18 protein-coding genes and 1 tRNA gene are annotated in these 25,036 nt (G+C 41.2%); 4 read left to right on the top strand and 15 right to left on the bottom strand.

Going from position 1 to position 25,036, the window contains the following annotated elements; translation table 11 throughout:
* Positions 1 to 43: 43 nt before the first annotated feature.
* From Q7U10_09110 to Q7U10_09100, 3 genes are read right to left on the bottom strand one after another with little or no spacing between them, the layout of a single operon-like run.
* Positions 44 to 565, bottom strand: a complete 522-nt coding sequence (locus Q7U10_09110; GenBank protein ID MDO8282758.1) for a hypothetical protein — start codon at positions 563 to 565, stop codon at positions 44 to 46.
* A 30-nt stretch (positions 566 to 595) separates the two neighbouring features.
* Positions 596 to 3,313: an outer membrane protein assembly factor BamA gene (gene bamA / locus Q7U10_09105; GenBank protein ID MDO8282757.1), complete on the bottom strand. Its 2,718-nt coding sequence runs from the start codon at positions 3,311 to 3,313 to the stop codon at positions 596 to 598.
* A 24-nt stretch (positions 3,314 to 3,337) separates the two neighbouring features.
* The gene (locus Q7U10_09100; protein MDO8282756.1) at positions 3,338 to 7,318 is read right to left on the bottom strand and encodes a translocation/assembly module TamB domain-containing protein; all 3,981 of its coding nucleotides are present in this window, start codon (positions 7,316 to 7,318) and stop codon (positions 3,338 to 3,340) included.
* A gap of 270 nt (positions 7,319 to 7,588) precedes the next feature.
* Here Q7U10_09100 and Q7U10_09095 point away from each other — a divergent pair.
* The 4 genes from Q7U10_09095 to Q7U10_09080 all read left to right on the top strand — a co-directional run bounded on the left by Q7U10_09095 (position 7,589) and on the right by Q7U10_09080 (position 11,152).
* A tRNA-Ala gene (locus tag Q7U10_09095) sits at positions 7,589 to 7,664 on the top strand.
* Positions 7,665 to 7,782: 118 nt separating this feature from the next.
* Positions 7,783 to 9,123, top strand: coding sequence for a cytochrome c3 family protein (locus Q7U10_09090; GenBank protein ID MDO8282755.1), 1,341 nt, complete (start codon positions 7,783 to 7,785; stop codon positions 9,121 to 9,123).
* Entirely contained in the window at positions 9,120 to 10,124 is a 1,005-nt protein-coding gene (locus tag Q7U10_09085; GenBank protein ID MDO8282754.1) for a redoxin domain-containing protein, read from the top strand. Before Q7U10_09090 ends, Q7U10_09085 begins: the two co-directional genes overlap by 4 nt.
* A gap of 23 nt (positions 10,125 to 10,147) precedes the next feature.
* Positions 10,148 to 11,152 carry a cytochrome c3 family protein gene (locus Q7U10_09080; GenBank protein ID MDO8282753.1) on the top strand — a complete coding sequence of 335 codons (1,005 nt, stop codon included), beginning with the start codon at positions 10,148 to 10,150 and terminating at the stop codon, positions 11,150 to 11,152.
* Between the two features lie 43 nt (positions 11,153 to 11,195).
* On the opposite strand, the gene Q7U10_09075 is transcribed toward Q7U10_09080, so the two are convergent.
* From Q7U10_09075 to Q7U10_09020, 12 genes are all read right to left on the bottom strand, one after another.
* A complete protein-coding gene (locus Q7U10_09075) occupies positions 11,196 to 13,412 on the bottom strand; it encodes a cytochrome c3 family protein (GenBank protein MDO8282752.1) in 2,217 nt (738 codons plus the stop codon).
* A 53-nt stretch (positions 13,413 to 13,465) separates the two neighbouring features.
* Positions 13,466 to 14,392 (bottom strand): NHL repeat-containing protein, encoded by a 927-nt coding sequence (locus Q7U10_09070; protein ID MDO8282751.1) that lies wholly within the window; start codon positions 14,390 to 14,392, stop codon positions 13,466 to 13,468.
* A gap of 187 nt (positions 14,393 to 14,579) precedes the next feature.
* Complete coding sequence (locus Q7U10_09065) at positions 14,580 to 15,350, bottom strand: hypothetical protein (GenBank protein MDO8282750.1); 771 nt, start codon at positions 15,348 to 15,350, stop codon at positions 14,580 to 14,582.
* A 63-nt stretch (positions 15,351 to 15,413) separates the two neighbouring features.
* Positions 15,414 to 16,304 (bottom strand): hypothetical protein, encoded by an 891-nt coding sequence (locus tag Q7U10_09060; GenBank protein ID MDO8282749.1) that lies wholly within the window; start codon positions 16,302 to 16,304, stop codon positions 15,414 to 15,416.
* Positions 16,305 to 16,331: 27 nt separating this feature from the next.
* Positions 16,332 to 17,417, bottom strand: a complete 1,086-nt coding sequence (locus tag Q7U10_09055) for a hypothetical protein (GenBank protein ID MDO8282748.1) — start codon at positions 17,415 to 17,417, stop codon at positions 16,332 to 16,334.
* 19 nt (positions 17,418 to 17,436) lie between these two features.
* On the bottom strand, positions 17,437 to 18,279 hold the full coding sequence (locus Q7U10_09050; protein MDO8282747.1) for a hypothetical protein: 843 nt from the start codon (positions 18,277 to 18,279) through the stop codon (positions 17,437 to 17,439).
* A 183-nt stretch (positions 18,280 to 18,462) separates the two neighbouring features.
* Positions 18,463 to 18,852: a response regulator gene (locus tag Q7U10_09045; protein ID MDO8282746.1), complete on the bottom strand. Its 390-nt coding sequence runs from the start codon at positions 18,850 to 18,852 to the stop codon at positions 18,463 to 18,465.
* 228 nt (positions 18,853 to 19,080) lie between these two features.
* Positions 19,081 to 19,356, bottom strand: coding sequence for a hypothetical protein (locus Q7U10_09040; GenBank protein MDO8282745.1), 276 nt, complete (start codon positions 19,354 to 19,356; stop codon positions 19,081 to 19,083).
* Between the two features lie 19 nt (positions 19,357 to 19,375).
* Positions 19,376 to 20,269, bottom strand: coding sequence for a cytochrome c3 family protein (locus Q7U10_09035; protein ID MDO8282744.1), 894 nt, complete (start codon positions 20,267 to 20,269; stop codon positions 19,376 to 19,378).
* A 421-nt stretch (positions 20,270 to 20,690) separates the two neighbouring features.
* Positions 20,691 to 21,641 (bottom strand): cytochrome c3 family protein, encoded by a 951-nt coding sequence (locus Q7U10_09030; GenBank protein ID MDO8282743.1) that lies wholly within the window; start codon positions 21,639 to 21,641, stop codon positions 20,691 to 20,693.
* 142 nt (positions 21,642 to 21,783) lie between these two features.
* Complete coding sequence (locus Q7U10_09025) at positions 21,784 to 23,085, bottom strand: cytochrome c3 family protein (GenBank protein ID MDO8282742.1); 1,302 nt, start codon at positions 23,083 to 23,085, stop codon at positions 21,784 to 21,786.
* Positions 23,078 to 25,033, bottom strand: a complete 1,956-nt coding sequence (locus tag Q7U10_09020) for a cytochrome c3 family protein (protein ID MDO8282741.1) — start codon at positions 25,031 to 25,033, stop codon at positions 23,078 to 23,080. Before Q7U10_09020 ends, Q7U10_09025 begins: the two co-directional genes overlap by 8 nt.
* Positions 25,034 to 25,036: the final 3 nt, after the last annotated feature.

The raw sequence follows: 25,036 nt of genomic DNA, 5'->3' as shown, positions 1-25,036 counted from the left end.
TGTTTCAGTACAACAAGTGCATTTGTTGCTCAGCAGGCTTATCTTAATTATTAAGCTGCACTCTTATGTAAGCATTATCTCTCAATTCCTTTATATGCTCAGAAGTTTTAATCCTTAACTTTTCATCGACAAGAAAAGAGTCAATCTCATCCTGAACATCGTAAAAGCTTTTCCCTTTATATAGTGCAGGGTTCTCAAGATAGTAGTTTTCAACCTCTGCAAATGGGATATGAATGAAGGCTTTTATCCTTCTTTCAAGATATCTTTGAACTAGTAAGTTGTCAGAAACCTTAGTATCAGGGGAACCTTCAAAATTAAATTTTCTTGCCTGTTCCAGGATCAGCTCCCTGTTGATCATCTCATCAAGAAATCCTTCTTTGGACATTCCTTTTTCCGAGGCCACCGCGTTTTCATAGGCGTCATTGAATTCACTCAGCAGTATCACCTCATCATTGACAATAGCAACTACCCTTTCAATGGTCGCAGGGTCTGCAAAGGCGGATGGGAGCTGAAATGAAATAATGAATATTACTATCATTGAAACTACATAAAACTGATTTTTCATAGTAAGCATCATTAAATTACCTTTCCTGTTTTAAAATGCATGGCCAAAACTGAAATGTAACTCGCCGGGACTTTCACCGGCATCTCTGTCAAGTTTATGACCATAATCAATCCTTACCGGGCCGACCGGCGTGATATACCTCAAACCAACGCCTGCCGTGAACTTTAGTTTGCTATCAACATCACCTGCGGTCTGCCATACATTCCCTCCATCAAGAAAAACAACAAACCCGAAACCCTTTCCTACAGCTATTCTTAATTCCTCATTAATAAGCGCATAGATATTACCGCCGGTCGGGACATCCTCGATCCCTTTTGGACCGAGTGTATCATGGCTATATCCTCTTACAGTAGTCCTGCCGCCAAGAAAAAACCTCTCAACCAGAGGCAGCTCATCATCTTTATCGTAACTATAAGATGCACCTCCTTTTACAGATGTCGCAAAAACCAGCCCCTTTCTTAGCTCAAAATACCATGAGCTCTGAAATGTCCCTTTAATAAACTCAACCTCAGACAGAAAAGCCTTTGAAGCAAATTTAATTACAACACCATTGATAGAACCGCTCGAAGGATCAAAGGGATTATTACGAGTATCATAAAAAACAGAGGCTAAAATACTCCCGATGGCAAGTGTGCCGGCATCTTCCCTGTTTAATATCACACCTGGTTCAAGATTTGATGTTTCATTTAAGGAATACTCATAACTCAGGTTGGCTTTAATACCATCAGCAAACTCTTTATTAATACCCGCAACAATCGAGAGCTTGTCAATCTCAAATAAGATGTCTCTTGTATCAAGGTTTACATTTTTCCTGCCCTCTTTGCTCAGAGATGCCCTAAAATTAAGATCTCGTTTATTAAAGAGCCACGGTTCAATATATTCGATTCCATACTTTTGCTCAACCGAACTGGCCTCCCCCCGAAACCCTATCTGCCTATTATAGCCGCCGAGGTTTATGTAGCTGACATCTAATGAACCCCTGAACTGTTCATAATCACCGTATCCAAGCGCTACCTCAACAGAACCTGCCTGATCCTCTTTTAATGATACCAGTACGTCTTTAACAGTCTTGTATGAAAGCTTCTCTGAAGTGAGCTCGTCTATTGAAACCTCATTAAAAAGGCCCATTTTGTATATGCTCTGTTTTATCTTCAAAATTTCATCATAATTGTAAGGACCACCTTCAGCAAGGGTAAACTCACGCCTTATAATCTTCTCCCTTGTCTTACGATTGCCGCGAATTATAACCTTGCCAAGGACAGAAGGCCTGTTCTCAGTTATAGAAAAGTGAATGTCAGCCTCACCTTCGTTTATATCAGTGGCGATATCAACAGAAGCATCAACATAACCAAGCCGTTTATATAACGAAAGAATACTGTATCTTGCATCACGAATATCTACAAGGTTTAATGGGGTATTTTTTCGAAGGTTAATTACATTCCTTATATCAGATACTGGGATATCAATGTTGCCATTGATATCCAGTCCGTTAATCATGACCTGAATGCCCTCATCAATTTCAAAAGTAAGGTTAATAACACCTCCATCATTTTCAAAGTCCTTCCTTACATTGACAATTTTCATGTTTATATAACCTAACGCATTATAAAAACCTTCAATGGAATCACTGCTGTTGGCCAGGAGGTCTTCATTGTACAGGTCATTTTCTTTAAGAGGGATCATCTTTTTGACAACTTTTCGATCAATGCTCATTCCTTCAAAATCAACCCTTCCTATGGTAACCTTCTTACCCTCAAATACGATAAATGTTATTTTTGTCAGTTCTTTAAAATTCTCAACGCCTGCGGCAACCTGAACATAACAGTAACCGCTTTGAAGATAAAGATCCCTGATCCTGTTTGATGCTTCTTCGATCAGCTCATCCGAAACCATTTCACTCTCAATGAACGGCATCTCTTTCAGGAGCTTTTTGTTGCTGAATACCGTATTCTCCTTGAATTCTATCTCAAATTTGACACCGGGGTTAACCGGAAGATAAAGCTCTCCATCCCTTAATTCGTATGGGCCGACCTCAGGCCTGATATAACCTTGCTTTATGTAATAGCCCTTTAATTTGGTAATTTCTTTATCAAGTATATCGCTGTCATATATATCATTTACAGATATGCCGGTGCGCCTCAAAGCTTCATCAGGCATATTTATGCTTTTAATTCTGAGCGGTATCCCTTCATCAATCTTCACATCAATATTGACCTTGGAAATGTTTTTCGGGTTATTAAAGCTTATTTTTACGGCCGTATCATAAAAACCCTTTCTCTTATATAGACTGATAATATTCTTTTCCGCTTTTTGAAGAAGATCTTCCCTGAAATCGTCATCTTCATCAAAAGACAGGGCCTTCATGATCAGTTTTTTTGAGATCCCATTATTGCCTTTGATATAGATATCGCTGATAACAGGGAACTCCCTCATAACATATGTAAGTTTTATACCGTCACCGATCCGTTCAGAATCAACCCTGATATCGAGAAAAATCCCTTTTTTGAATGTTCTCCTGATACATTTTTTCAAAATTTCTTTATCAAATATCTCCCCGACATGAAAGCACATCATATCTATCAGTTCTTCACTCTCTATCCTTGAAAGTCCGACAACATTGATATCCCTGATCACTTCTTGTCCCGTTGATTCAGCAGACGACTTAAATAAGGGGAAAAAGCAAACAATAAGAAATAAAATTACTGCTGATGTTTTGATATATACTTTTTTAGATTTTGACTTATCCATCTAATTATTCAAGTCCCTCTGCAGCTACTTAAATTTAAACTTATACTTGACATCCGCTCCTGTGCTGCCTATCTCATCTCTTGAACCGACGATGGAAATATTGTTGCCGAGATCATATTCCATTCTTACAACATTCTCTTCTGTAGAGCCTATAGAAGTTGAGTATACAACTGACATCTTTTCATCCAGAAAACGTTTGCCAACGGTGATCCTGGGACTTATTGATCCGGTAGCGGTAGTATGAGGCTCTACTTCAAAACGATCAAATCCTGTAATATACTTAAACCCCTCTGTAACTTCACTCGTAATTCCGCCTGTCAGGAGAGACGTGGCCTGGCTTGCAGCCATCCCGCCTTCAACTCCCCTGCCTTCAGCACCTACACTTCCAAAAGAAAGGAGCGTAAGGATATCCATTTCTGAAAGGTGCGGGTTAGAAAAGAGCGTAAGTGTAAAATTATCAAGCGGGCCGTCAAGGTTCATTTTTACGCGATATCCGCCTGTTGAGGTCTCAGCTTTTAAATGTAATATGGGAGAAACATTGTCAGCTGCGACAAAATCCACACTACTGGCTTCCAAAAGCTTAAACTCATTTCCCCTGAAAAATATCGATCCCCCGCCGGACTCAATAAGTCCTATCAAACCGTATCTTGCAGGAGTTCCGGTCAGCGTCAAATCAACCCTAACTGGTGTTTTAGCAATATTATTATCAATATATATGTCTTCAATTCCAACAATTCTTATATTCAGCAATGTCTTGTCAAACCATGTCTGCTTTGATGAGATCACATCCATTTCTTTAAGCCCCAGAAACAGTTTTTTAAACTCTACATCCTTCTTATACTGAGCTTTTTTAAGAAGTATCTCACCGGTCAGGCTTGACCCTTTAGATGATGCTTCAAAAAAAAGCTTGCTGTCAAAAGCGGCATTGACCCCCTTTATCGGGCTGAGCTTAATTGCTGTCATATCAGCTGAAACAAGAAGCCTGTTAAATGATAATTTGTCAAGATATCCGGCGCCGTATAAAATGACCTTTCCTCCGGCAAAATCACCCTTAATTGAATCGAAGATAACCTTGTCCCTGTTAAAAAAGACCTTTCCATTAAGCGGGCCTATCTTGTGAGGGAAACCTTTAAATCCAAGCGTGGTGCCTCTGACATCAAGCTCTCCAATGATCTCGGGTTTGCCCCAATTACCGCTTATGTCAACAGCAAAATTACCTCGCCCTTCAAGAGATGTTATCTTGTCTGTCAATACCTGAAGAGGGAGCAGGTCAATATCTCCTTCAAGGTTAACATCATAGCTTTTACCCAAAAAAACATCTCCCTGAATATTCAGGTTTGCATCCTTCCCGACAAGAGAAAAAGCCTTTATGCTAAGATCATCACCTTTAAGATCAAGAATAATATCCCCGTTATTTCTGAAGTCATAACCGTAAAGGCTGAAGGTTAAGGAATTAAACCTCGAGCCCATTGATATCTTGCTTTTTTCCGACTTCACACTGATATGGCCTTCTGCAAATACAGAGAGGTCTTTAGGAGGATCACTAATAAGCCCTGCCAGAAGAAAATCATATCTGCCTTTCTTGAAATCAACGTCAGCGGTCCATGAAGGCGACTCAGACAGAACCACTTTCACATCAGCAGTTATTCTATCATCTAACAGACTGCCCCTTGCAGATAACCTATGCCCTTTTATACTCCCGGTAATTTTACCCTCTCCTATATCAACCCCTCTGAAACTGCTGTCCAGCAGGCCGACAGAAAAACTAACATCAGGTTTTTCAAATGTGCCTGAGCCATCCAGTTTCAGAGTGAAGAGAGAGGCTAACTGCAAGCCTGTTAAATATGAGATATCCTCAGAACTGACCTTTTCGCTCCCGGCTGATATTTTAAAACGTTTATCAAAATATAAACTCCCGCTTGCAGCAATGCCAGAACCTCCTTTTCTCATATCAACTGATCTGATATCCAATTTTTCAGAATCCAGTATAAGATCAGCAGATATCTTATCGAATTTCTGGCCGTATATATCGCCTTCAGTGATAACCAGATGCCCGTCACCTGTAAAGTCCTTATTATCACCTTTGAAACTAATCTCACCATTTAAACGTCCTGTCAGGTTCAACGTTTTAAAAAATGCATCTGCTAATGACTCTGCCTCTATATTATTGAATGAAGCTTTCGCATTATAAAAGGGAGAATCAAAGGAAAAGAGCCCGCTTGAGCCCTGGAAATCAATGCCTCCTTTAAGCTTAAGGCTGGCTCCGGATTGATTAACGGTCAAGTCACGTACAACGAGCGACTTAATACTTCGGGTTATATCAGCTGATGCATCAGAGATTTTGAAACCGTTGATATGCCCCCGGCCCATTTTTAAGGTTCCTGTAATCACAGGGTCTTCAAAAGGGCCTGATGCCTTTCCTGTAAAATTACATTGGCCTTTTATATCGCTGTAATATGGTGCTGAAAGGTCAGCAATATCCCTGCCGTCAATCTGAACATCAAGGCCGAATATCTTATCCCTAGTATCGACTGTGCCGTCTATAGATAATGTGGTATTCAATGAAGAAATCTTTGAGTTGCTTATGGTTACAACTTTGTCAGAAAAAACAATATTCCCTTCAACGCCCTTTATCCTGTCTATGAACTTCTCATCCGAGTCAGTGGTATTTTTATAACTCAAAAAAGCATTAACATCTATATCCTTGCCTATGATCTTCAGCAGATCAAAATTACCTGTTATCCAGCCGGGACGAAACGGCGCATCCCATCCGATATAGTTCATAAGTTTAACACTGTCAACTTCTGTGACCGATGCAGTAACGCCAAAGTCTCCTATGGGTATATCGATATGCGCATTGCCGCTAAGCACGCCTTCATAAGCATGCGCGGTAAAATTTGATAGTACGAACCTGCCGTCCTTATATTCTATCTTGCCCAGTCCGCTATCAATAGGCAATCTACCAAATTCTGCATCATTAATTTTAGCATCACCTTCTCCAACTATCTCAGGGAACACGCCGGTAATCTTTCCGTTTACAGCTATTCTGCCCTTTACATTCTCTTTAACTTTCAGTATATCCATCAGAGTTTCAAGGTAGAAATGACCGTTGCCTTCCAGATTTAAAGCAAAAGCTGGAATATCAGAATTATTATCACTATCAATACCAACTGTACCGTCTAAAGTCAGAACTCCGTCTGTTTCGTTTTCAGCGCGAAAAATCCTGCCGATATCAGCTTCATGAATAATTGCCTTACCGCTAAACTCTCCATTACCTATCTTCCAATTATTAAAAGACACTTCCCCGGCCGCAGCTATATTGGAATCTGAATATGACACAACTATTTCAGGTATCCTGACCCTGCCATTTGCTATAATTAATCGCCCTTTAAGTTTATAATCAAATCCGGAGAGATCTTTTACGTTCAGTGTTCCCTGATCAAGTTTGAAATCAAGTTGAGCCGTGTCTTTAATAAGCATATCCGCATAAAGCCCATTCCCAAGAAATGTATTTGAACCGCCTTTAGCCGTGTAAGTGAATTCCCCATCAGTCAGCTTCAGGCTCTTTAAGCTCACCTTGAACTGGTCTGGCCCGGAAACTGAAAGGCCAGCCTTTATACGCTCTATTATTTCAGCTAACTCATCATCAGTTATGGTTAATTTCGGTTCTGTTAGAGCAATCCTTCTTATCCTGACTTCTTTTGAAAGAAGCCCAATGATGTCCAAATAAATTCGCGACTTAGTGATCCAAAGCAGTCTCTTTCCGTCTTCATCTATAAACTTGACGCTCTTCCCCTGGATATAAAAAGGAAACAGGTTGATGACCGCCTTGTCCATTATTACTCTTTTGCCGGTAACATTTTCCAGAACAGGAATTACAACCCTCTTGATAGAATTGGAAAGGTATGGCCCTCTAAAAAGAAAATGCACGATAGCGAAGAATACCGCTGCTATCAGAATGCGTATAATTACCTTTCTTTTTTTATTTGTTTTCACTTCAGCCATTGTTTTTGTTATGAATATTGTTTTTGTTATGAATAAGGTTAAATGATAATATTTTAATACGGCATTTCACGAAATAGTTTTGTTGTTATATTTATTTATATAATATATTCAGTATAACAAGACAAATGTTATAATACTAAACAATTACTTAAGCGTCAATTAAGTCACTACGCTGTAAGAATGGAATGTTTTTGAATGATATGGCTCTCTGAGATTGGTTCAATTGAACCAATAAATACTCACTGATAATTCCTCGTTACCGGTTTGACAGGGCGGTTAGCTCAGTTGGGAGAGCACCACGTTCGCAACGTGGGGGTCGGGGGTTCGACTCCCCTACCGTCCACCAGCCATAACATATAGACTCAAAATCATCCTTATATAAATCTTAGTAATAACATAATTGCATTGGTATACTGCATTAAGTATAATATTTCATTCATTTATACATATATACAGGAGGACTCATGCAGAAAAAAAGTGTCGTTATGTCTTTGATATTTATTGCCTCATTCCTGTTTTCAGGCTCATATACGCAATCATTTGCCCAGGAAACCGGGTGTATTACTGCAAATTGTCATACCAAGATCGATAAACAGAAATATGTGCATGGGCCTATTGCTGCCGGAGAATGTGAGGCTTGTCATGGGAAGTCACCAAACCATAGTACAAATCCTAAGAATAATAAATATAAGCCATTACAAGATGTAGCTAAGAAATGCTATGAATGCCATGATACTTTTGATCCTAAAAAGACCACCCATGCTCCTGTAAAAGAAGGGGAATGCCTTGCATGTCATGACCCTCATGGCTCACCATACAAGTTTCAGCTTAACAAAGAGGGTTCCGCACTCTGTTTTGATTGTCATGACGATAAGATAGTAGGTGAAAAGTTCGTTCACGGGCCTGCGGCTGTTGGAGGGTGTATCGCATGTCACGAACCGCATACTGCAAATTTTGCCAAAAATCTCAAGACCCAAAGTCCAGCTCTTTGTTACACATGTCATACTGACAAAGCTGCCGAATTCCAGGAAGCTAAGGTTATTCATACTCCGGTAGCAGAAGACTGTGTAAACTGCCACAACCCGCACTCAGCTCCAAAAAAATACATGCTTTCCGATGAGGCACCAAACCTCTGCTATGGATGTCATACTGATATGAAAGAGTGGGTAAGCAAGGTTGCTAATAAGCACGGGGCTATTGACAAAGACAGATCCTGCCTTAATTGTCACGAGCCGCATGTTTCAAATATCCCGAAGATGTTAGCAAAACCTCCTATGGACCTGTGCCTCAGCTGCCATAATCAGGACCGAAAAACCCCAAGCGGGGTCATTGTAACCAATCTAAAAAAACTTCTCGATGAAAACAGTGATCATCACGGCCCGATAAAACAGAAAGACTGCTCCGGCTGTCACAACACACACGGCTCGGATAATTTCAGGATGCTGAGAGAGTTTTATCCCGCTTCTTTCTACGAACCTTTTTCTGCGCGCAACTACGCACTATGCTTCAGCTGCCATGAGGAATCGATAGTTAAGGATCTGGAGACTACAACTCTTACAAATTTTCGCAACGGGAAAGTTAATCTGCATTTTAAACACGTTAACAAGCCGGCTAAAGGCCGGACTTGCCGTTCATGCCATCAAACACATGCTAGCAATCATCCAAAACATATAAGAGACTCTGTCCCGTTCGGCTCATGGGAAGTCCCTATAAACTTCAAGAAAACAAATGACGGCGGCAGCTGTCTGCCGGGCTGTCATAAGATAAAAGAATATAACAGGACAAAAATGGTAACAAACGAATGATCTTAACAATCCTATTATCAATCATGCTCCTTATAAGTCCGATTGCATACGCGGATGACCTTCAGGCCGGGGACGCAGCTCCTGATTTCAGACTTATGACATTAAAAGGAGAAGTACTATCATTAACTGACTATAAAAACAGCATCCTGGTCTTTATTTACTGGAATCCGGAACATGCACGTTCAGCCATGGCACTGGATGATGCTCAGGACATCTTTAAGAAATACGGCAAAAAGGGTGTTCAATTTGCAGGGATAATAGCTGATGCCGTTAAAAATGATGCTGTCCGGAATATGGTTGATACTAACCAGATCGAGTTCCCTATTCTTTTAGATAACGAGCGAAAGGTATATGATAAGTATCAAATACGTGTTTACCCCACAACAGTGATAATCGATAAAGAGGGCAAGCTTTCATACATACTTCCCGGACATCCTCTCACTTATGCAGCTGCACTTGAAGGTTATATCAGGTTAGCTTTGGGAGAGATAGATAAAGATTCACTGACTGAAATCCTCTCCCCAGGAAAAGAGAATGTTGATGAATCTGCAAATGAGGCAGAGAGAAGATACAACCTTGCTCTGGAATTTGCTGGTTCAGGACTTTCAGGTCAGGCAATTGAGACAATAAAGAAATCTATTGAGTCAAAGTCCGATATCGCAAAATCTCATATACTTCTGGGCTTTCTGCTGCTTGGAAATAAGGAAGCCGATCCAGCCCTTGCAAGTTTCAATAAAGCAATCGAACTGGAACCTGACTCAAAAGATGCTAAAACAGGGCTTGGCGAGGTTCATATCCTCAAAAATGAACTTGATAAAGCCATTGAGATCCTCACTTCAGCAACAGTATCAAACCCCTACTCTCAAAAGGCATATTATGATTTGGGAAGGGCCTATGAGCTAAAGGGTGAAAAAGACAGGTCAATAGAGATGTATAAAAAAGCTGTACATAATATATTAGAAAAGAACCTGCTGCCGTCATCTTCTTCAAAATGCAAATAAGATATCTATATCTACCTTTCATTTTGGCTTTTCTAATAATAAGTCAAAAGGTATCCGCCGTTCAGAAGATCATTACAATTAATTACCCTCCTGACAAGACCATAAGAGAATTATTTGACGCCGACATTTCTTTAAGTGTGCCTTTAAGTTTAGTAGACAAGATACATGTAAAAGCAGAAAACAAGATTGATGGAGATATAATACCTGACAGCAAAACTGAGTGTTTCAATGTTCCTTTGATATATGGGCTGAACAGTATAAATATAACAGCTTATAAAAATAACAAAGCATTAGAAAATGTAGTCTTAACCATATTCCGCCGTTCAGAAATTGAAAGCTCCTATAGAAATCCGCCTCCTGATTTCACTAAAGACCTTTTTCATATGAATGCCCACAAAGAGTGTTCCGGGTGTCATGACCTTACTCCAAAGGATACAGACAGGACGTCGGTTAATATTGCAACATATTCTGAATTATATATTAAGGATAATTTAGCTAATATAAACAAGACGTCAACATGCTATTCATGCCATAAAAAGATAACCTCTTATCCCTTTGTACATGGCCCTGCTTCTGTTTGGAGCTGTCTAAGCTGTCACAACCCTGACAGCACCCCAAAATACTCAGTAAAACAACCCGACTCAGAGGTCTGTTTCGGCTGCCACATAGAACAGAAAAATGAATGGAAAAGCAAAAAGATCATCCACGGCCCTGTTAACATTGGACGATGCGCGATCTGCCATAGCCCTCACTCATCCCCATATGAATTTAATCTGGTCAAACCGTCATGGGATCTCTGCACAAGCTGCCATGATGACAAAAAAACAGGACAGCATATCGTGGGAGGAATGTTCCTCCAAGGCGGACATCCTACAAAGGGCAAACCGGACCCTATAAGGCCGGGAAAGGAACTCTCTTGCGCAAGCTGCCACAATCCTCATGCATCAGATTATCCTAACCTGTGGGCGCTTGAAGCGAAGGATCCTTTTGATTTATGCACTAAGTGCCATAAATATTACTATAAATAGCAATATGATTCTAACTCCCCTTCTCAGACCCGTAATTGAATTTCTATTTTTGAAATTTCTCTACTCTGTCATCAGGGTCATGAAAATATTTATACCTAAAAATAGCGTCAAACCCGTGGCAGTCTATACAGATATTATTGTAACTGACATTTCGCAGGAAACTGTTTGTTGCATTACCCTCAATGTTCTTGCCGACACCCTTAGTCTTTGATAATGGACTCCACTGGTGGACATTGTGACAGGTCGGACATGAAATATTCCCATAATTGGTAAAAGCACCGCTCTTTTCATCAAACAGCGGAGCAAAATCTATCATTGCTCTGTCACATCTCAGGATGTTATTTACAAGCTTATCCTTCGGATGCGTGGCAATTACAGGTATCTTCGATTTCGCTATCTTATCCGTAGAATGGCAGCTGTTACATAAAGATTCAACAACTCCACCCTGGAAGGAATAGGGCAGGTAAGGCCTTGCCCAAAGCTTTAACTGGTTAGTACTGTTATGAACAAGATGGCAGGCACCGCATTGTCCTGATTCATTTACTGTCTGGCCGAGCAGGTTCTTTGCGTCAGGAGCTGTAACATTAAGATCATGGTCGGTTCCGTCAACAAGCGCCTGATCTTTGTGGCAGCTCTCACAGAGGTCGGAAGCCGGAGAATTAGGCTTCCTGAGGAAACTATTGCATGCATTGCCTTCAACATTTTTATATTGATACTCACCAATAAAGGATGAGTTTTTAGGGTCCCACACATGAGGGTCGTGGCATGAAAGGCAGACGAGTTTCCCTTCAGGTGTTTTATTCCCGGCATCATCATAAAGCGGAAGCATTGTAACGATATTGAACTTATCAAGCGTCACGTCCAAAGGATGGTAATAATCCCCGATAAGCTTAGCCTTTGCCGGGCCTTTACTATTGTGGCATACGCTGCATAGCTGCCCTGTTATGTTCCCTTCTGCAAGCTTCTTTGACCACAGACGGTATGAAGATGCGTTATGCGGAAGGTGGCATGCGCCGCATGGCCCTGAGGCCTTTGTATTAACCCCCTGAATATTCTTCTCGTCAGGTGCAGTTACCTCAAGATTATGGTCAGAATATACCAACTGCTTCTTATCAACATGGCACCCGATGCAGAGGCTTGACCCTGAGCTATTGGATATTCTAAGGAAACTGTTTGATGAATCACCTTCTACACCTTTGCCGCCTTTATTGCTTAGGTTTTCCGGGTCCCACTTGTGAATATCATGACAGGTAAAGCACTGGACATACCCATTAGAGATCTTTGCCCCTTCAGGTGAGAAGAGAGGAAGCTCCGCAGGAATAGTTGTTGAAGAAGCCGGATTAATGTTAATAGGGTGTGAGAACTCACCTACGCCTTTAATTTTATATCCTGAATCCTCTGCATGGCATGTAAGGCACATCTGGGCTGCAGGATTGCCTTTCCCCATAGTTCGGGCCCACAGCCTTTTGCCGACAGCGAAATGCGGGGAATGGCATGCGCCGCAAGGGCCTGATTCAGACGGTGTCTGCCCTTTTAAATTTTTTGAATCAGGCAGTGTCAAACTTAAGTCATGTTTTGTGCCGGCAATGCTCTTTTTGTCTTCATGGCATATCATGCAAAGACTTGAATCATCATTCTCAGTTATAAGAAGTTTTTTTCCTTTTGCACCATGCACCTTGTGGCATGACTGACAAATCATTTTATTTTTATCAGATGCCTTAATACCGCCTGCCTCAAACAACTTATCAGGCAGTTTCATTGAGTTTACATGAACCGGATGGCTGTTAGAGGATCTGAAATTAGCCTGGTCAACATGACACATCTCGCAAAGGCTGGAGTCAATATTAATCTCTCTGAAAAGCGATGTTTTTGTATTTTCTGAAGTAGCAGCAGCACCTTTGCCGTGAGCAGAATGGCATGTGCCGCAATATATCTCATTCTTAACGCTCAGAGGAAATGAGTCAGGAATATTAACCTTATTAGACGGCTTAACAAAAACAGGATGCCTGTTAAATCTCCATGTTATGTTACGCGAATCATTCACATAGCCGTCGTGACAGCTGTAACATATCTCCTCAGAGCTTTCCACCCCTTGGGTGTCTTTCTTGAGAACATTGCCAGACTGCCACGGAATCAGAGTCTCTTCAGATTCCCTGAAGTCATTCATCCATGTCAGATGGCACATACCACAGTCCCGTTTGGCTGAAACATCCATAGCAGCAGTCTCAGAAGCAAAAGCAGAAAGAATAATTATGAGCAAAGAAAACTTAGTTAATCTAATTATATAAAACATAAGAAAAGAACCACCGGACATTACTCAACTATTTTTAATACTGTTATCTTGTTTGCTATCATCTCAACTACCATCAGCCTGTTATCTTTATCAACAAAAATACCGACAGGGGTTTTAAATACCCTTTTTTTATTGTTTTCACATATCACACCGTCAAACTGGCCCTGATCATTAAATACCTGAACAACACCCATATAGCTGTCACTGACAAATACCCAGCCCTGATGCGACAATGCAATGCCTTTAGGCCTGAAGAAGTCGCCAGGGTGCACACCCCATGAACCTATATCATTAATATAGTTGCCTGTAGGAGAAAATTTCTGAGCCCTGGTATTTAATACATCAACAACAAAGACTTCATTATTAGCATTACTGGACATCGTGGCCGGATATCTGAAATCACCCGATGCTTCGCCGAACTTCCCCCATTTAAATTTAAACTTACCTTTAAGGTCATAGACCTTTATCTCATGGTTGTTATTATCAGATACATAAATATATCCGTTATTAAATTTGGTTACCAGAACATCCACCGGATCAGAAGGGTTTCTGTCTGAATCAAGTTTAGTGCTGAACATAAATAGAAAATTTCCTTCGGCATCAAATACCTGAATCCTCTGGTTCCGTGTATCCGCAACAAATACTCTGCCGTCAACATAAACATCAATGCCTAGAGGCATATTGAATTCTTTCTCTCCGGATCCTTCTTTGCCAAATGTAAACTTGAAGCTTCCGTTACTGTCAACCGCAACAATCCTGTTGTTAACACCATCGACAATATATATATTCCCATTCGGCCCGTCTGAAAGATCACTCGGCTGATCCATATCACCAGTGATATGGAAAAGAAATCTGGTATTAACACAATTAAATGAAAAAGATGCGGCAGGAATACCAATGATCAGTAGAGTAAATATAAATAAAATTATTATAGAATTTCTCTTCATAGAATAACATCCTTTAAGCTGAGGCAAATCTCCAATAATGGAGTGAAGATATTACAAATAACCGTTTGCGACACAGTTTATGCAGTATTATAAAGAAACTCCCCCCCTTTAAAAAGGGGGGGAGAAAAAATATTGTCAGACTATTTTGTCATTTAATAAACAAAATAACATACACGAACTGCAATGCCTACTCATCCTTGAACAGATTAGGCAAGTAGAACGTTTCATACTTGGTTATCATACCTGTAATATTGAGCTGCTCCAGATCAACGATCCTATTAGCGGAAAATCCGAGTTTATTAAAATCAAGGATACTCTTTCTGTCATGGCACTCTTTACATTCATGGCCTTTCGGCTTGATATTGACATGAAACTTCTTCTTTACATTGTCACGCTCGTTAGGAGTCAGCTGATCTCTTATTTTCACATAATCCAGCGCTAACGGGGCATCCTGCTTCTGCATTGTAGATTCAAGATCTCCTCCTTTTTTGATAAAGGCTGTGATCTTTGAAAACTTATCATTAACAGCTTCGAGATTTCCTGACTCAGAATCATAACTTGTACCAAAGAAAGGCCCTTTTGGGTTCGCATCCATCGGGTTATACCATGAAAAGACAGTCTGGATGCCCGGCTTGTTTTCAAAATGGCAGGCCTCACAGGTAAAAAACTGTGTGTGCATATTTAAGAGCGCCCTGACCTTCTTGCTCTTGCTATGCGGATAATCAGAGTGGCATATAAAACAGACGGGCCGCATATCTTCAGGCATCTCCGGAAACTCGGCTATGTTATGGAAATGCCTGTGCTTTTCCTGCTCCTCGAGAAATTTAACTTCTTCCATTATGAGAGAGCGGTTCTTCTCCTCTATCTTCTCCTTGAACGGAGTAAGCAAAGCAGGTCCATGATGAGAAAATGTCAGATGGTATAAGACACCAACAACTGTCGTCAAGGTGATGATCATAAAGAAAGCACCCATAATATATACAATCTTAGGATGATCCAGTCTATTAGGTTTTCCGGACAATTAACGTTCACCTCCTTCTGTCATATATCCTTTTTCTTTCATAACACTCCTGAGATACTCCCTCTCTGCCGGCATTTCTTTCAGATTATCAACATATTCGAGAAAGTGTTCTTCTATCTGATGTTCCCTGGTTATCTTTCCGGTAAGGACGGTCCACTGAAAAGGGAACCTTCCGGGAACAAGATGAACATTAGACCAATGCCAGAATACGATTACAGCAGCAGCCATGATAGCCTCATCAGCATGCATCAACCTGGCAAGGTCCTGGGCAAACCTGGGATTAGGCCAGAAGTTTGACATTGTCTCAGGAAAAAGAAGGGTACTGCCTGCAACTACCAGTACACATGTTCCCCAGATTATCGCAAGATAATGCAATTTCTGCTTGTACATAAACTTGCCCATCTCAGGACGATACCTCTCTTTGCCAAGAAAATATCTTATATCATGCTTGATGTCCTGGAGGTCCTTTAAGGTCGGGATTTGAGTGTGCAGTAAATGGAACTTTTTATTCTGAACCTTATATAGAGTCCCCAAAATAATTGTTCCCAAATGATAGACTGAAGCCGTCACCATAATAAAAGCAGCAGTCCAGTGGATCACCCTTGCTGAATCAGGCCCGCCAAAAGGTGAAAGTATCAATGGCGCCCAGAAAAGATCACCAAAATGAAGCGGCAGTCCTGTGGCAGCAAGCACCAAAAAGGTAAGAAAAACTACCAGGTGCTGTATAACAATATGGATTGAGTACCGCGGCATATCACCGAGGGGGTTTGATTTTACATATTTATATATATCCCTCGGTATATGACCGACACCTTTCACATAATGCGTATTTCCACCTTCTGCCGGTGAATCATTTGCAGATTTAACTACTGTTTCAGAAGATGTTGTCATGATTCCTCCGTATAATATTTTATTGATTTACTCATCTTCAAAACCTCGTTTTGATTTTCCACGCCACGTTGTTCCGCCCTTTATCTGCCATTTAATTCCGTCCTTCTTTCTGCCGATTGTCTCTATGAGAGCCAGGCCAAGAAGCCCGAAGATCGTTCCATAAAGGACAAAACCAAGCTGGATCTCGAGAAAATGCAGAAAAGGTTTCTCGCTACTGGTAATCCCTGAATGGACATCTATCTGAACAAATTTACTGGTCACATCCAAATGGCATTGCTGACAAGTCCTTTTAAGATTATTTTTATTCACAGTGGATGCTGACTCATCCTTTTTGTATATGTCATGGATTTTACTTGTGGCATGACAGCTTACACAATCAGCAGTCATCTCAGATCCTAAAGCAACAGCCTTGCCGTGAATGGAACGCCTATATGTCTCGACAGACTCAAGGCTCTCCTCAGAAACTCTAAACTTCTTCATCTTGTCAACATCTTCATGACAGTTCTTTGAGCAGAGTTCAACTATTTCCTGACGCGAGCGTGATGTCTTATGCCGCAGGCGGTGAGTGATATGTTTATATGCCTGTGTAACTCCCTTCTCCTCATGACAGTTGAAGCATCTCTCCAAAGTTGAGCTTGATACCCTCTCCTCCTCAACCTTTGTGTAACGCGGATTCAGATGGCAGTATTTACAATAAGGCTTTGCAGCCTTGAGTTCATCTGAATCAGTGCTTTTGGCGCCGTGCACGCTCTTGTTATAGGTATCAATGATAGCCTTGTGAGAAAAGTTCTCTTTGGCAAACGGCGGCTTTATATGGCACTGGTTGCCGCAGTTGACCTCATCGGTTATAGGCTCATGCGGAAGATTCTGGATTGAGGTATGGCAGTCCCTGCATGGCACATTTCTGTGGACAGTTTCATTGTAAATATTTTCGTCAACATTGTAATTCCTTTTTTTCCCATGCTCATCAATCCTGCCCAGAAAACGGTATTTGTGGCACATCAGGCAATTCTCACTGTCGGCAGCATCTGAAGCAGAAACAAAAACAAAACATAAAAACAGCAGTAAAAAAACAAATAATGAAAAAAAAGTTACGCCTTTTAAATGCTTCAAACTTTCACCTCCATCTGATTTATTTCTTATGACAAGCCCTGCATATCTCACCGGTCATGCCTGATAAACGAAGCCTGTATTTCTCACTGGCTCCTTTTGCAGAAGCCTTTTTAACAGGCAACACACCTTTTTCATGAGGATTATGACACGTCACGCATGTAATCTCTCCTTCACTGTTTAAGGGCAAAATGACCTGATATTTCTTTTCTGACTCTTTTATATTTACCAGTGTAGCAGAAGACGGTTTCTGAAGATGATTTGCATTTATTGGATGTAATTTCTCATTTTTAGGATGACACCTTATACATAACACTTCAAGCTTTCCAATAAGCTTTACTTCTTTTCCAAAGGAAGCCCCTTTAAATGACCCAAATTTTTCATCAGGTTTCTCAGTGTGGCAATACAGGCACTTTTTCTCATTCAGGTTCCCGTGTTCATCAATCTGGTCATGAGGATTAAGCCGCTCATACTCATGCTTATCATGACAGTTAAAACACATATCTGTCCTATGCAGAAAAGGCCCGCCTCTGAGGAAACGCCTGTTAAATAATTTCAAGACAACTCTGTCCTGGCACTGAAGGTAAATATCATGACAGGTTATACAGGAAATCTCGCCGTCGACTAAAGGAAATGTGTCCGGTATTCTGGACTTCTTATTTTCAGAGGGTTTTACAAAAACAGGATGGATGTATGTCCCTTGTGTGTACTCATGGCATCTGCAGGTCTTGATGTAATCATTGCCATACTTCAAGTGCTTCTCTTTACCCTTCTCAGGTATTTCAGAATGACACTCGTCACAATAGTTCCCTGTAAAGTGAACATTGGTATCAAACGTTATTTCCTTTGCAGCGGCTGATCCCATAGTAATCACAATTATGGAGATAATTATAAAGTATATTTTCGCTACTTGAGATAACAAATTGGTTTATGATACACACAGATGAACAGAAAAGGAATTTAAAAGATATTAAAAAGTTATAAGCATTCTTTATAAATCGGTGAATTGCAGCGAGGGTTAGTTGAAGTATAATACTTGTGTAGTTAATTATAAATTATAACTGAAATGCTCAGCCTCTTTTATCGCGCCAAGAACATCTTCCATCTGAAACGGCTTGTTAATACATTTAAATGCTCCTTCATTCATGATCTCAGACATTATCTTTTCTGAAAAATAAGCTGATGTAATAATAACAGGTATCCTTATCCCGTTCTCTTTCATCTTAATTAAAACTTCCATACCGCTCATGTCCGGCATAAAGAGGTCTGTGACAATAATATTATAAGTATTGTTCTTAAGCCTCATAAGAGCGTCACTGCCGTTATGAACCATGTCTACATGATAACCATCAGCCTCAAAGTATTTTCTTAAAGACCATACTATGAGCTCTTCGTCATCAGCAATCAATATTTTTTTCTTGTTCAGATTATCCAGCATATCAGTTTGACTCATAATTTGACTTACAATATGTTATAAGCAATAAATATGCCTGAAAATATGTTGTTTTTTGTTTAAATATTAGACAAAAAAGGCATTAAATGCGTCATAAGACACATATTCGTGAATTTTCCCACATAACCATTGAAAAAACTCTTAAATAATTACGTGATGCAGACTATTGAATTGTCTGTTATTTGCAGAGAAAATCGGGGGATTCAAGATAACTTACTTCACAGGAAACTTTCTTGTTTTATTTTCCTTACTCTCTACCAGTTCAATATGACAACTAAGACATTCTGTAACAGTATCATTAGCCCTTTCCATCATAGCCTGGTATCGCGCCGGGTTTTTGCGCTTTACTTTTTCAATATGTGCGTCCATATTATCTTTAATATTCTGCTCCAACATAACCGAAGATCTTGCGGTCTCTGATACAGAGTAAGTAATTACACCTGCAACTAATATAAAAACAATCAGGATTATTGATACTAATTTATGCATAACATACCTCCTTTGCTTATCATAACAGAGGTTCGCCAAACGGCGTACCATCTATATCCTGGTTCCCATGAGAATGACATTCTGTACATACCCTGTAAGCATCCCCTGCCTCATGGCATTGAAATGACGAACAGCCGGAAACTTGAGGAGGGATAAAGAACGGATGTGTATGGTTGCCATCAGTAGTATCCAACCCATCATGACATCTCGCACATAATGACATCCATTCTGTGTTTACTCTGTCAAAAGGGCCCACTCCTGTTTCATCATCTACAGTTACCTCTGCTCCATTGACCTCTTTTCTTATCAGCATTAAATTCGGGGAACCATGAGGCTCATGACAGTCAGTGCAGGAAAGCACGTATGTCCCGCACTGGGACACCTGATAAGGCGGTAGAATATCTGCACAGCCATAACTTGCCGCACCGCCACCATGCTGCTCAGTATTCCAGTTGAACTGATAGATATTTCTGCCGAGAGCAGTGCTGTTTATGGTGTTTGTATTGTTATGGCAATCTGAACAGAATGAAACAAAATCAGTAAGGTTTGAGCCATCCTGTATCGTAGTTGAGCCGTCAGGTTCATAATTAGTTGTTGTACTATAACAATATGGCGCCTGATAGTTATATATACTCATCCTCTCACCTGCAACATCCCCCAATAAACCCCATGCATTATTGTCAGTACTGTGCAGAGATGGGCGTGACACAATCCAGCCGCGTGTTGCATCACTTTTGGTGCTATTCGCGGCATTCGCCGGGTCTCCCTGCGAAGAATGCGGATTGTGGCACGCAGCACAGGGATTAGAATTTGCAGTATATCCCCATCTGCCTGTAGTAAATGTCCTGATATCATCAAGGTTATGCGATGAATCAGGTGAGCTGAATGAAAATGCCTCAAGAATGTCATTCACAGTGTCTGAGGACCATCCCCCTGCCCTGTAACTATAGCTTCTGTTAACGATGCTCCCGCCTGTTTGATAAGACCCCGAATCCTTATGACACTCATAACAGATCCCGTCAGTCTGGGATATATGATTATCATAAAAAAGTTCGTACGCTGAAGGTGCTCCGCCAGACGGGCCAGGTTCAGAATTATTTACGCTTGCATGCTGTTCATGACAGTGGGCACATAAGCCTTTTGGATAATCGGCAGGAAACCCTGAAGCAGTTCGTTTTGCTCCATAGGAAGAATTTCCATGTGCAGAGCTAAGATAAGCTCCCGCTCCCGCATAGTCAGGATTTAAGCAAAAGAAAAACAGAACACATATACATAAGAATGGCATTAATGAAAATATTCTGCGGTCAATATTTATGTTTATTTTCATATAGTAATTAATCCTTTGATGTATGGCATACGTTACAGCCGGAAAGCGCGGTAGATAATGTCGAATTTTTGTAGTCCCACCTCAGCATCTTATCGTAAGGTGAAGCATGCGCCCTATGACATGAAAGACACATGATAGTATCGCTTCCAAGATTAACCAAAGTCGTATCAGCAACCAGGTCAGGAGATTGCCTGGCAACCGGTGATAATAAACTGTAATTAGTATATGCTGCGTATTCACCAGACGCAGGCAGCAAAACATCTGTCGGATGCCTTAGCCATGGTGAAGCAGTACCAACCTCAGTGCCTTCCCATGTGTGGAAATTACCGTGGCACTCAGCACATAAATAACTTATTGTATCTGTCGAGCCTGCTGTGGACCCCTGATACTCATTATGACTCGTGTTGACATTGTCATGCTCCCAATCTGGATCTTCAACTCCCTTTATACCAAGGAGGAACCTGTAGCTTTTAGAGACCTCGGCAATGCTGCCTGTCATAGGAGAACTAAGACCGTGATGGCCGCCCATTACGGCAATCAGCTGGTCATCTATCGCAGTATCTCCGCTCTGCCTTCCGTTATGCCCGTGACAGCCATATGTTCCAGAGCAGTTCAACTGCTGTCCAATATCCAAACCTCCGGGAGGGATATTGCCTAAACTGCTGTCAGGGTTTGATGAGAATATGTTATGTCCGTGCTCATCAGAAGCTGTGCTCGTATAATAAAAATTCCCGCCTGAAAGGCCTTTACTGCCGTATGAGGGTTCAAGCGAATTATATACGATGGGTGCGCCGGCTATAGAACTCTGCCATACAGAGGCTGAAGTAGAAGTATGGCACCCTTCACATGAACCCCGTAACAGTGCCAGATACGGAGCCCAGCTGCCGTCAAATGTTGCAGGCTGATTGCCCTCACTATTATGAATAGTATGGCAGTCAGTACATAAGCTTCCGGTCATGTCCGCGCTTACATCACCTATAAAAAAAAACTCTGTACTTAAGAGGCATATTAGTAATAAAAATACTGATCTCATAAGATATTTTTAAAATATCTTCTTGAATAATTGAGAGATATAGCAAAGAAAATGCCATTGATAAACATCAATATTTATGACACTGGATACATAAGGTCCGTTTACCATCATGTGTCAGCATATACTGAGCTTTGGCAGCGTGCATGCTGTGACATGAGATACACGTGATAGGCTGGCCGTTGCGCACATCTATTACATCGGGGCCGAGTGGATGAGTGATCTTATGCTGGGTCTCATGACATTCATTGCATAATATGAACTCATCTTCCCTAAAATTAAGTTTCCGGCTGGAATGTTTTGGCACATGACACTCAAAGCATTGCCTGTTCTTTATAGGCGCGCACTCCCTCTCGGACTTCAGCGCCTTCTCCATAAATACTGTTCTTTTTTCAGTATCCAGATGACATTTAGTGCACATAATTCCCTCGTCTACGGTCATTTCCTTCCTGTTTGATGAGTGAGGAGTATGGCACATTGAGCAAGAGTTACTGGAGTCTTTCCCATGAACATCAGCTTCAATAATTAAAGAATCCTCTTTATGGCAGCTTAAACAGAGCTTCTCGCCTTCAAGCTTAGTTGTTATTTTACCGCCTTCGCTGAATGGCTTATGGCACTTATCACACTCTTTCGAAATAAACATCTTATGGCCATAAGGGCCTAACACGCCTTTCTCATCAGAACTATGGCCTGAATGGCATGAGATACAATTCATATTCCTGGTCACTGAAGAGATCGACACATTACCAGCCTTACAGTTTATTAAGGTATGGCATTTCTTACAGGTCTTGCCCGGCTCGCCAATCAGGAGATTAGCCTCCTGAGAACCATGCGCGTTATGGCAGGCTGAACATTCCCCTTTCTTAAATGGGCGGCATGCATAGGCGCGCTCAAGCTGTAACTTAAGGTCCTCATGGCATTCCAGGCACATCTCCTTTTCATCCTTTTTAATAAGACCTTTGTTCTTACTGCTATGGGGATCATGACATCCAGTACATAAGCCATCCCTGATAGCGCTATGCTGCCTTGCATTATTTACCAGCTTTTCAATAGAGTCATGACATCCAAGGCAGAGAGGGTTGATATCTCCCCTTATAAGCCCCCTGTCCTTGCTTACATGAGGATTATGGCAGGTGCTGCACTTCCCCTGCTTAAAGAGAAAATGTGTGAAGTTATCAGAAAGCCTCTCCTTAAGTTCATTATGGCATTTATAACATGAAGCAGGCTCTTTTGCTTTAAGCTTGATCTCAGCATGGGAATAGCTGCAAAAAATCAAATGGAGCGCGAGCATGAAAGCAAAGATTAAAGAGAATTTCCGCGCCTCTCCTGATCCTGCTCTCAAAGAAATTAGTTTGAATATTGTTTTATTCATGGCATTCCTCACATTTTCCTCTGTTAAAGGGCTCATGCAGTACCTTCTTTAGTAGCCCCGGGCCTTCTGTAACATGAGGCTCATGGCAGCTGCCGCACTGAGTGATCTCTTTAAGCGGCGATCTATGTGCCTTGAGGAGCCTCTCAGTATCAACCGTATGGCACTTAAGGCATAAAGATGGGTCAGAATCATTTAAGAGATACGGGGAATCAGAATAGTGTGATATATGACAGCTTAGACAATCGCCCACCTCCATGGAAATATGGCCTTTTCTCGAGGTGGTTGTCACTATCCGGTCATGGCATGTTAGACAGAGCTCATTAGGTGAAGCCAAAAGTTGATTTTTTAATTTGCCCTTGTGCGGATTATGACATGAATTACACTTACCCGCCTCTACCGGAAGGTGTTTATTAGAGCTGGCATTTAAAGCAGCCTCCATTGTTTTATGACAGCTGAAACAAAGCTCTGTCATAGGCGTAACAGTAGTGCCTTCATTATCACTTGCATGGGGGTCATGACATGCACTGCATTTTTTATCCATGAAAGGCTTATGTGTTGTTCCCTCTTCAATTTGAAGCATCATGCTCTCATGGCATTGCATGCAGATACTATCCTTATCACCATTCAAAAGATTAGCGTATTTAGATGAGTGTGACTTATGACATGAAGAGCACTCACTTTTATTAACAGGGGTATGGATATATGTTTTGAAAAAATCTTTTGCCTTGTCTTTATGGCAGGTATAGCAAAGGTCAGCAGCCGGGTACTTGGCCATATACTGATTATTGCTTCCATGCGAATCATGACAGCCGGTGCACTCTAAACCGGAGAAAGGCTTATGCAAAACAGCATCCTTCAATTCTTCCTTAACACCGGGGTGACAGCTTAAACATATCTCCTTCTCAGGCAGTTTCAGATAAAGCGGGTTCTCTGATGCATGAGGGTTATGACAAGCTGTACAGCCTTTATCACTGATAGGTTTATGAAGAACAGATACTTTAATATCAGGCTTGTCTGTATGACATTTAGTACATATGGAATTTTTGTCCCTTAATGTAACAGCTGGAAAATCAGAGGCATGAGGGCTGTGACAGCTCATACACTTGCCTTCTTTGGTCACAGGATGTGTGTATGCGGTATCAAAACTTTTCTTCTCCTTTGCGTGGCATGTGTAACACAATTCTCCGTCAGGGGCAATGGTTTCAAAAGGTTTTGGGTCATTATACGGTTTATGACAGGAAGAACACTGAAGGCTTGCAAGCGGGGCATGCACCGACTCCCTCAGAAGCTTATCATTGGATGAAGTGTGAGGCGTGTGGCATCCTGTGCACTTGCCATTCTCAACAGGGTAGTTTTTATGCGCAGCCTTAAATTTGGACTCAGTATAACCATGACAGGACTCACAAAGTTTAACTTCTTCATTAATAAGGTTGTTCTTATAGTTAGAACCATGCGGCGCATGACATACAAGACAGCCGTCATCAAGCGGCTTGTGGCGCTTTGCCCTGCTGAATGACTCATCTTTATGGCAGGACAGGCAATTAGCATTGCCCGCTTCTTTTTGAAGATGGCTATTGTCCGAAGCATGCGGGTCATGACAGGGAAGGCATTTCCCGTGTACTATTATTGTATGAACATTTGACATCTTCTGAATATTTGAGTCCAGCTCAGTATGACATATGAAACACAGCTTCTTCTCATCCCTTTCAACGAGTGACAGTATAGTAAGCCGTCCGTGACGCAGGTGGCACTTCTCACATTCAAGGCTCTTCATAGGCGAGTGCACAACCTTCTTATTAAGTTCCGGAAGCATGCCTTTATGACAATCAAGGCACTCCTTAGGTTTGAAGCGTCCCTTTGAACTCTTTGCGGGAGCCGGGGCACATGAGATCAAGAGGCTCACAATGATAAAAACCGAAAAAAGGCTTAATAATATTTTTTTATTCAATCT

It is taken from the genome of Thermodesulfovibrionia bacterium (assembly GCA_030646035.1).
GTDB lineage: Bacteria > Nitrospirota > Thermodesulfovibrionia > UBA6902 > UBA6902 > JACQZG01.
The sequence above is the reverse complement of the archived record's forward strand: the minus strand, read 5'-3'. Positions and strand labels throughout refer to the sequence as shown.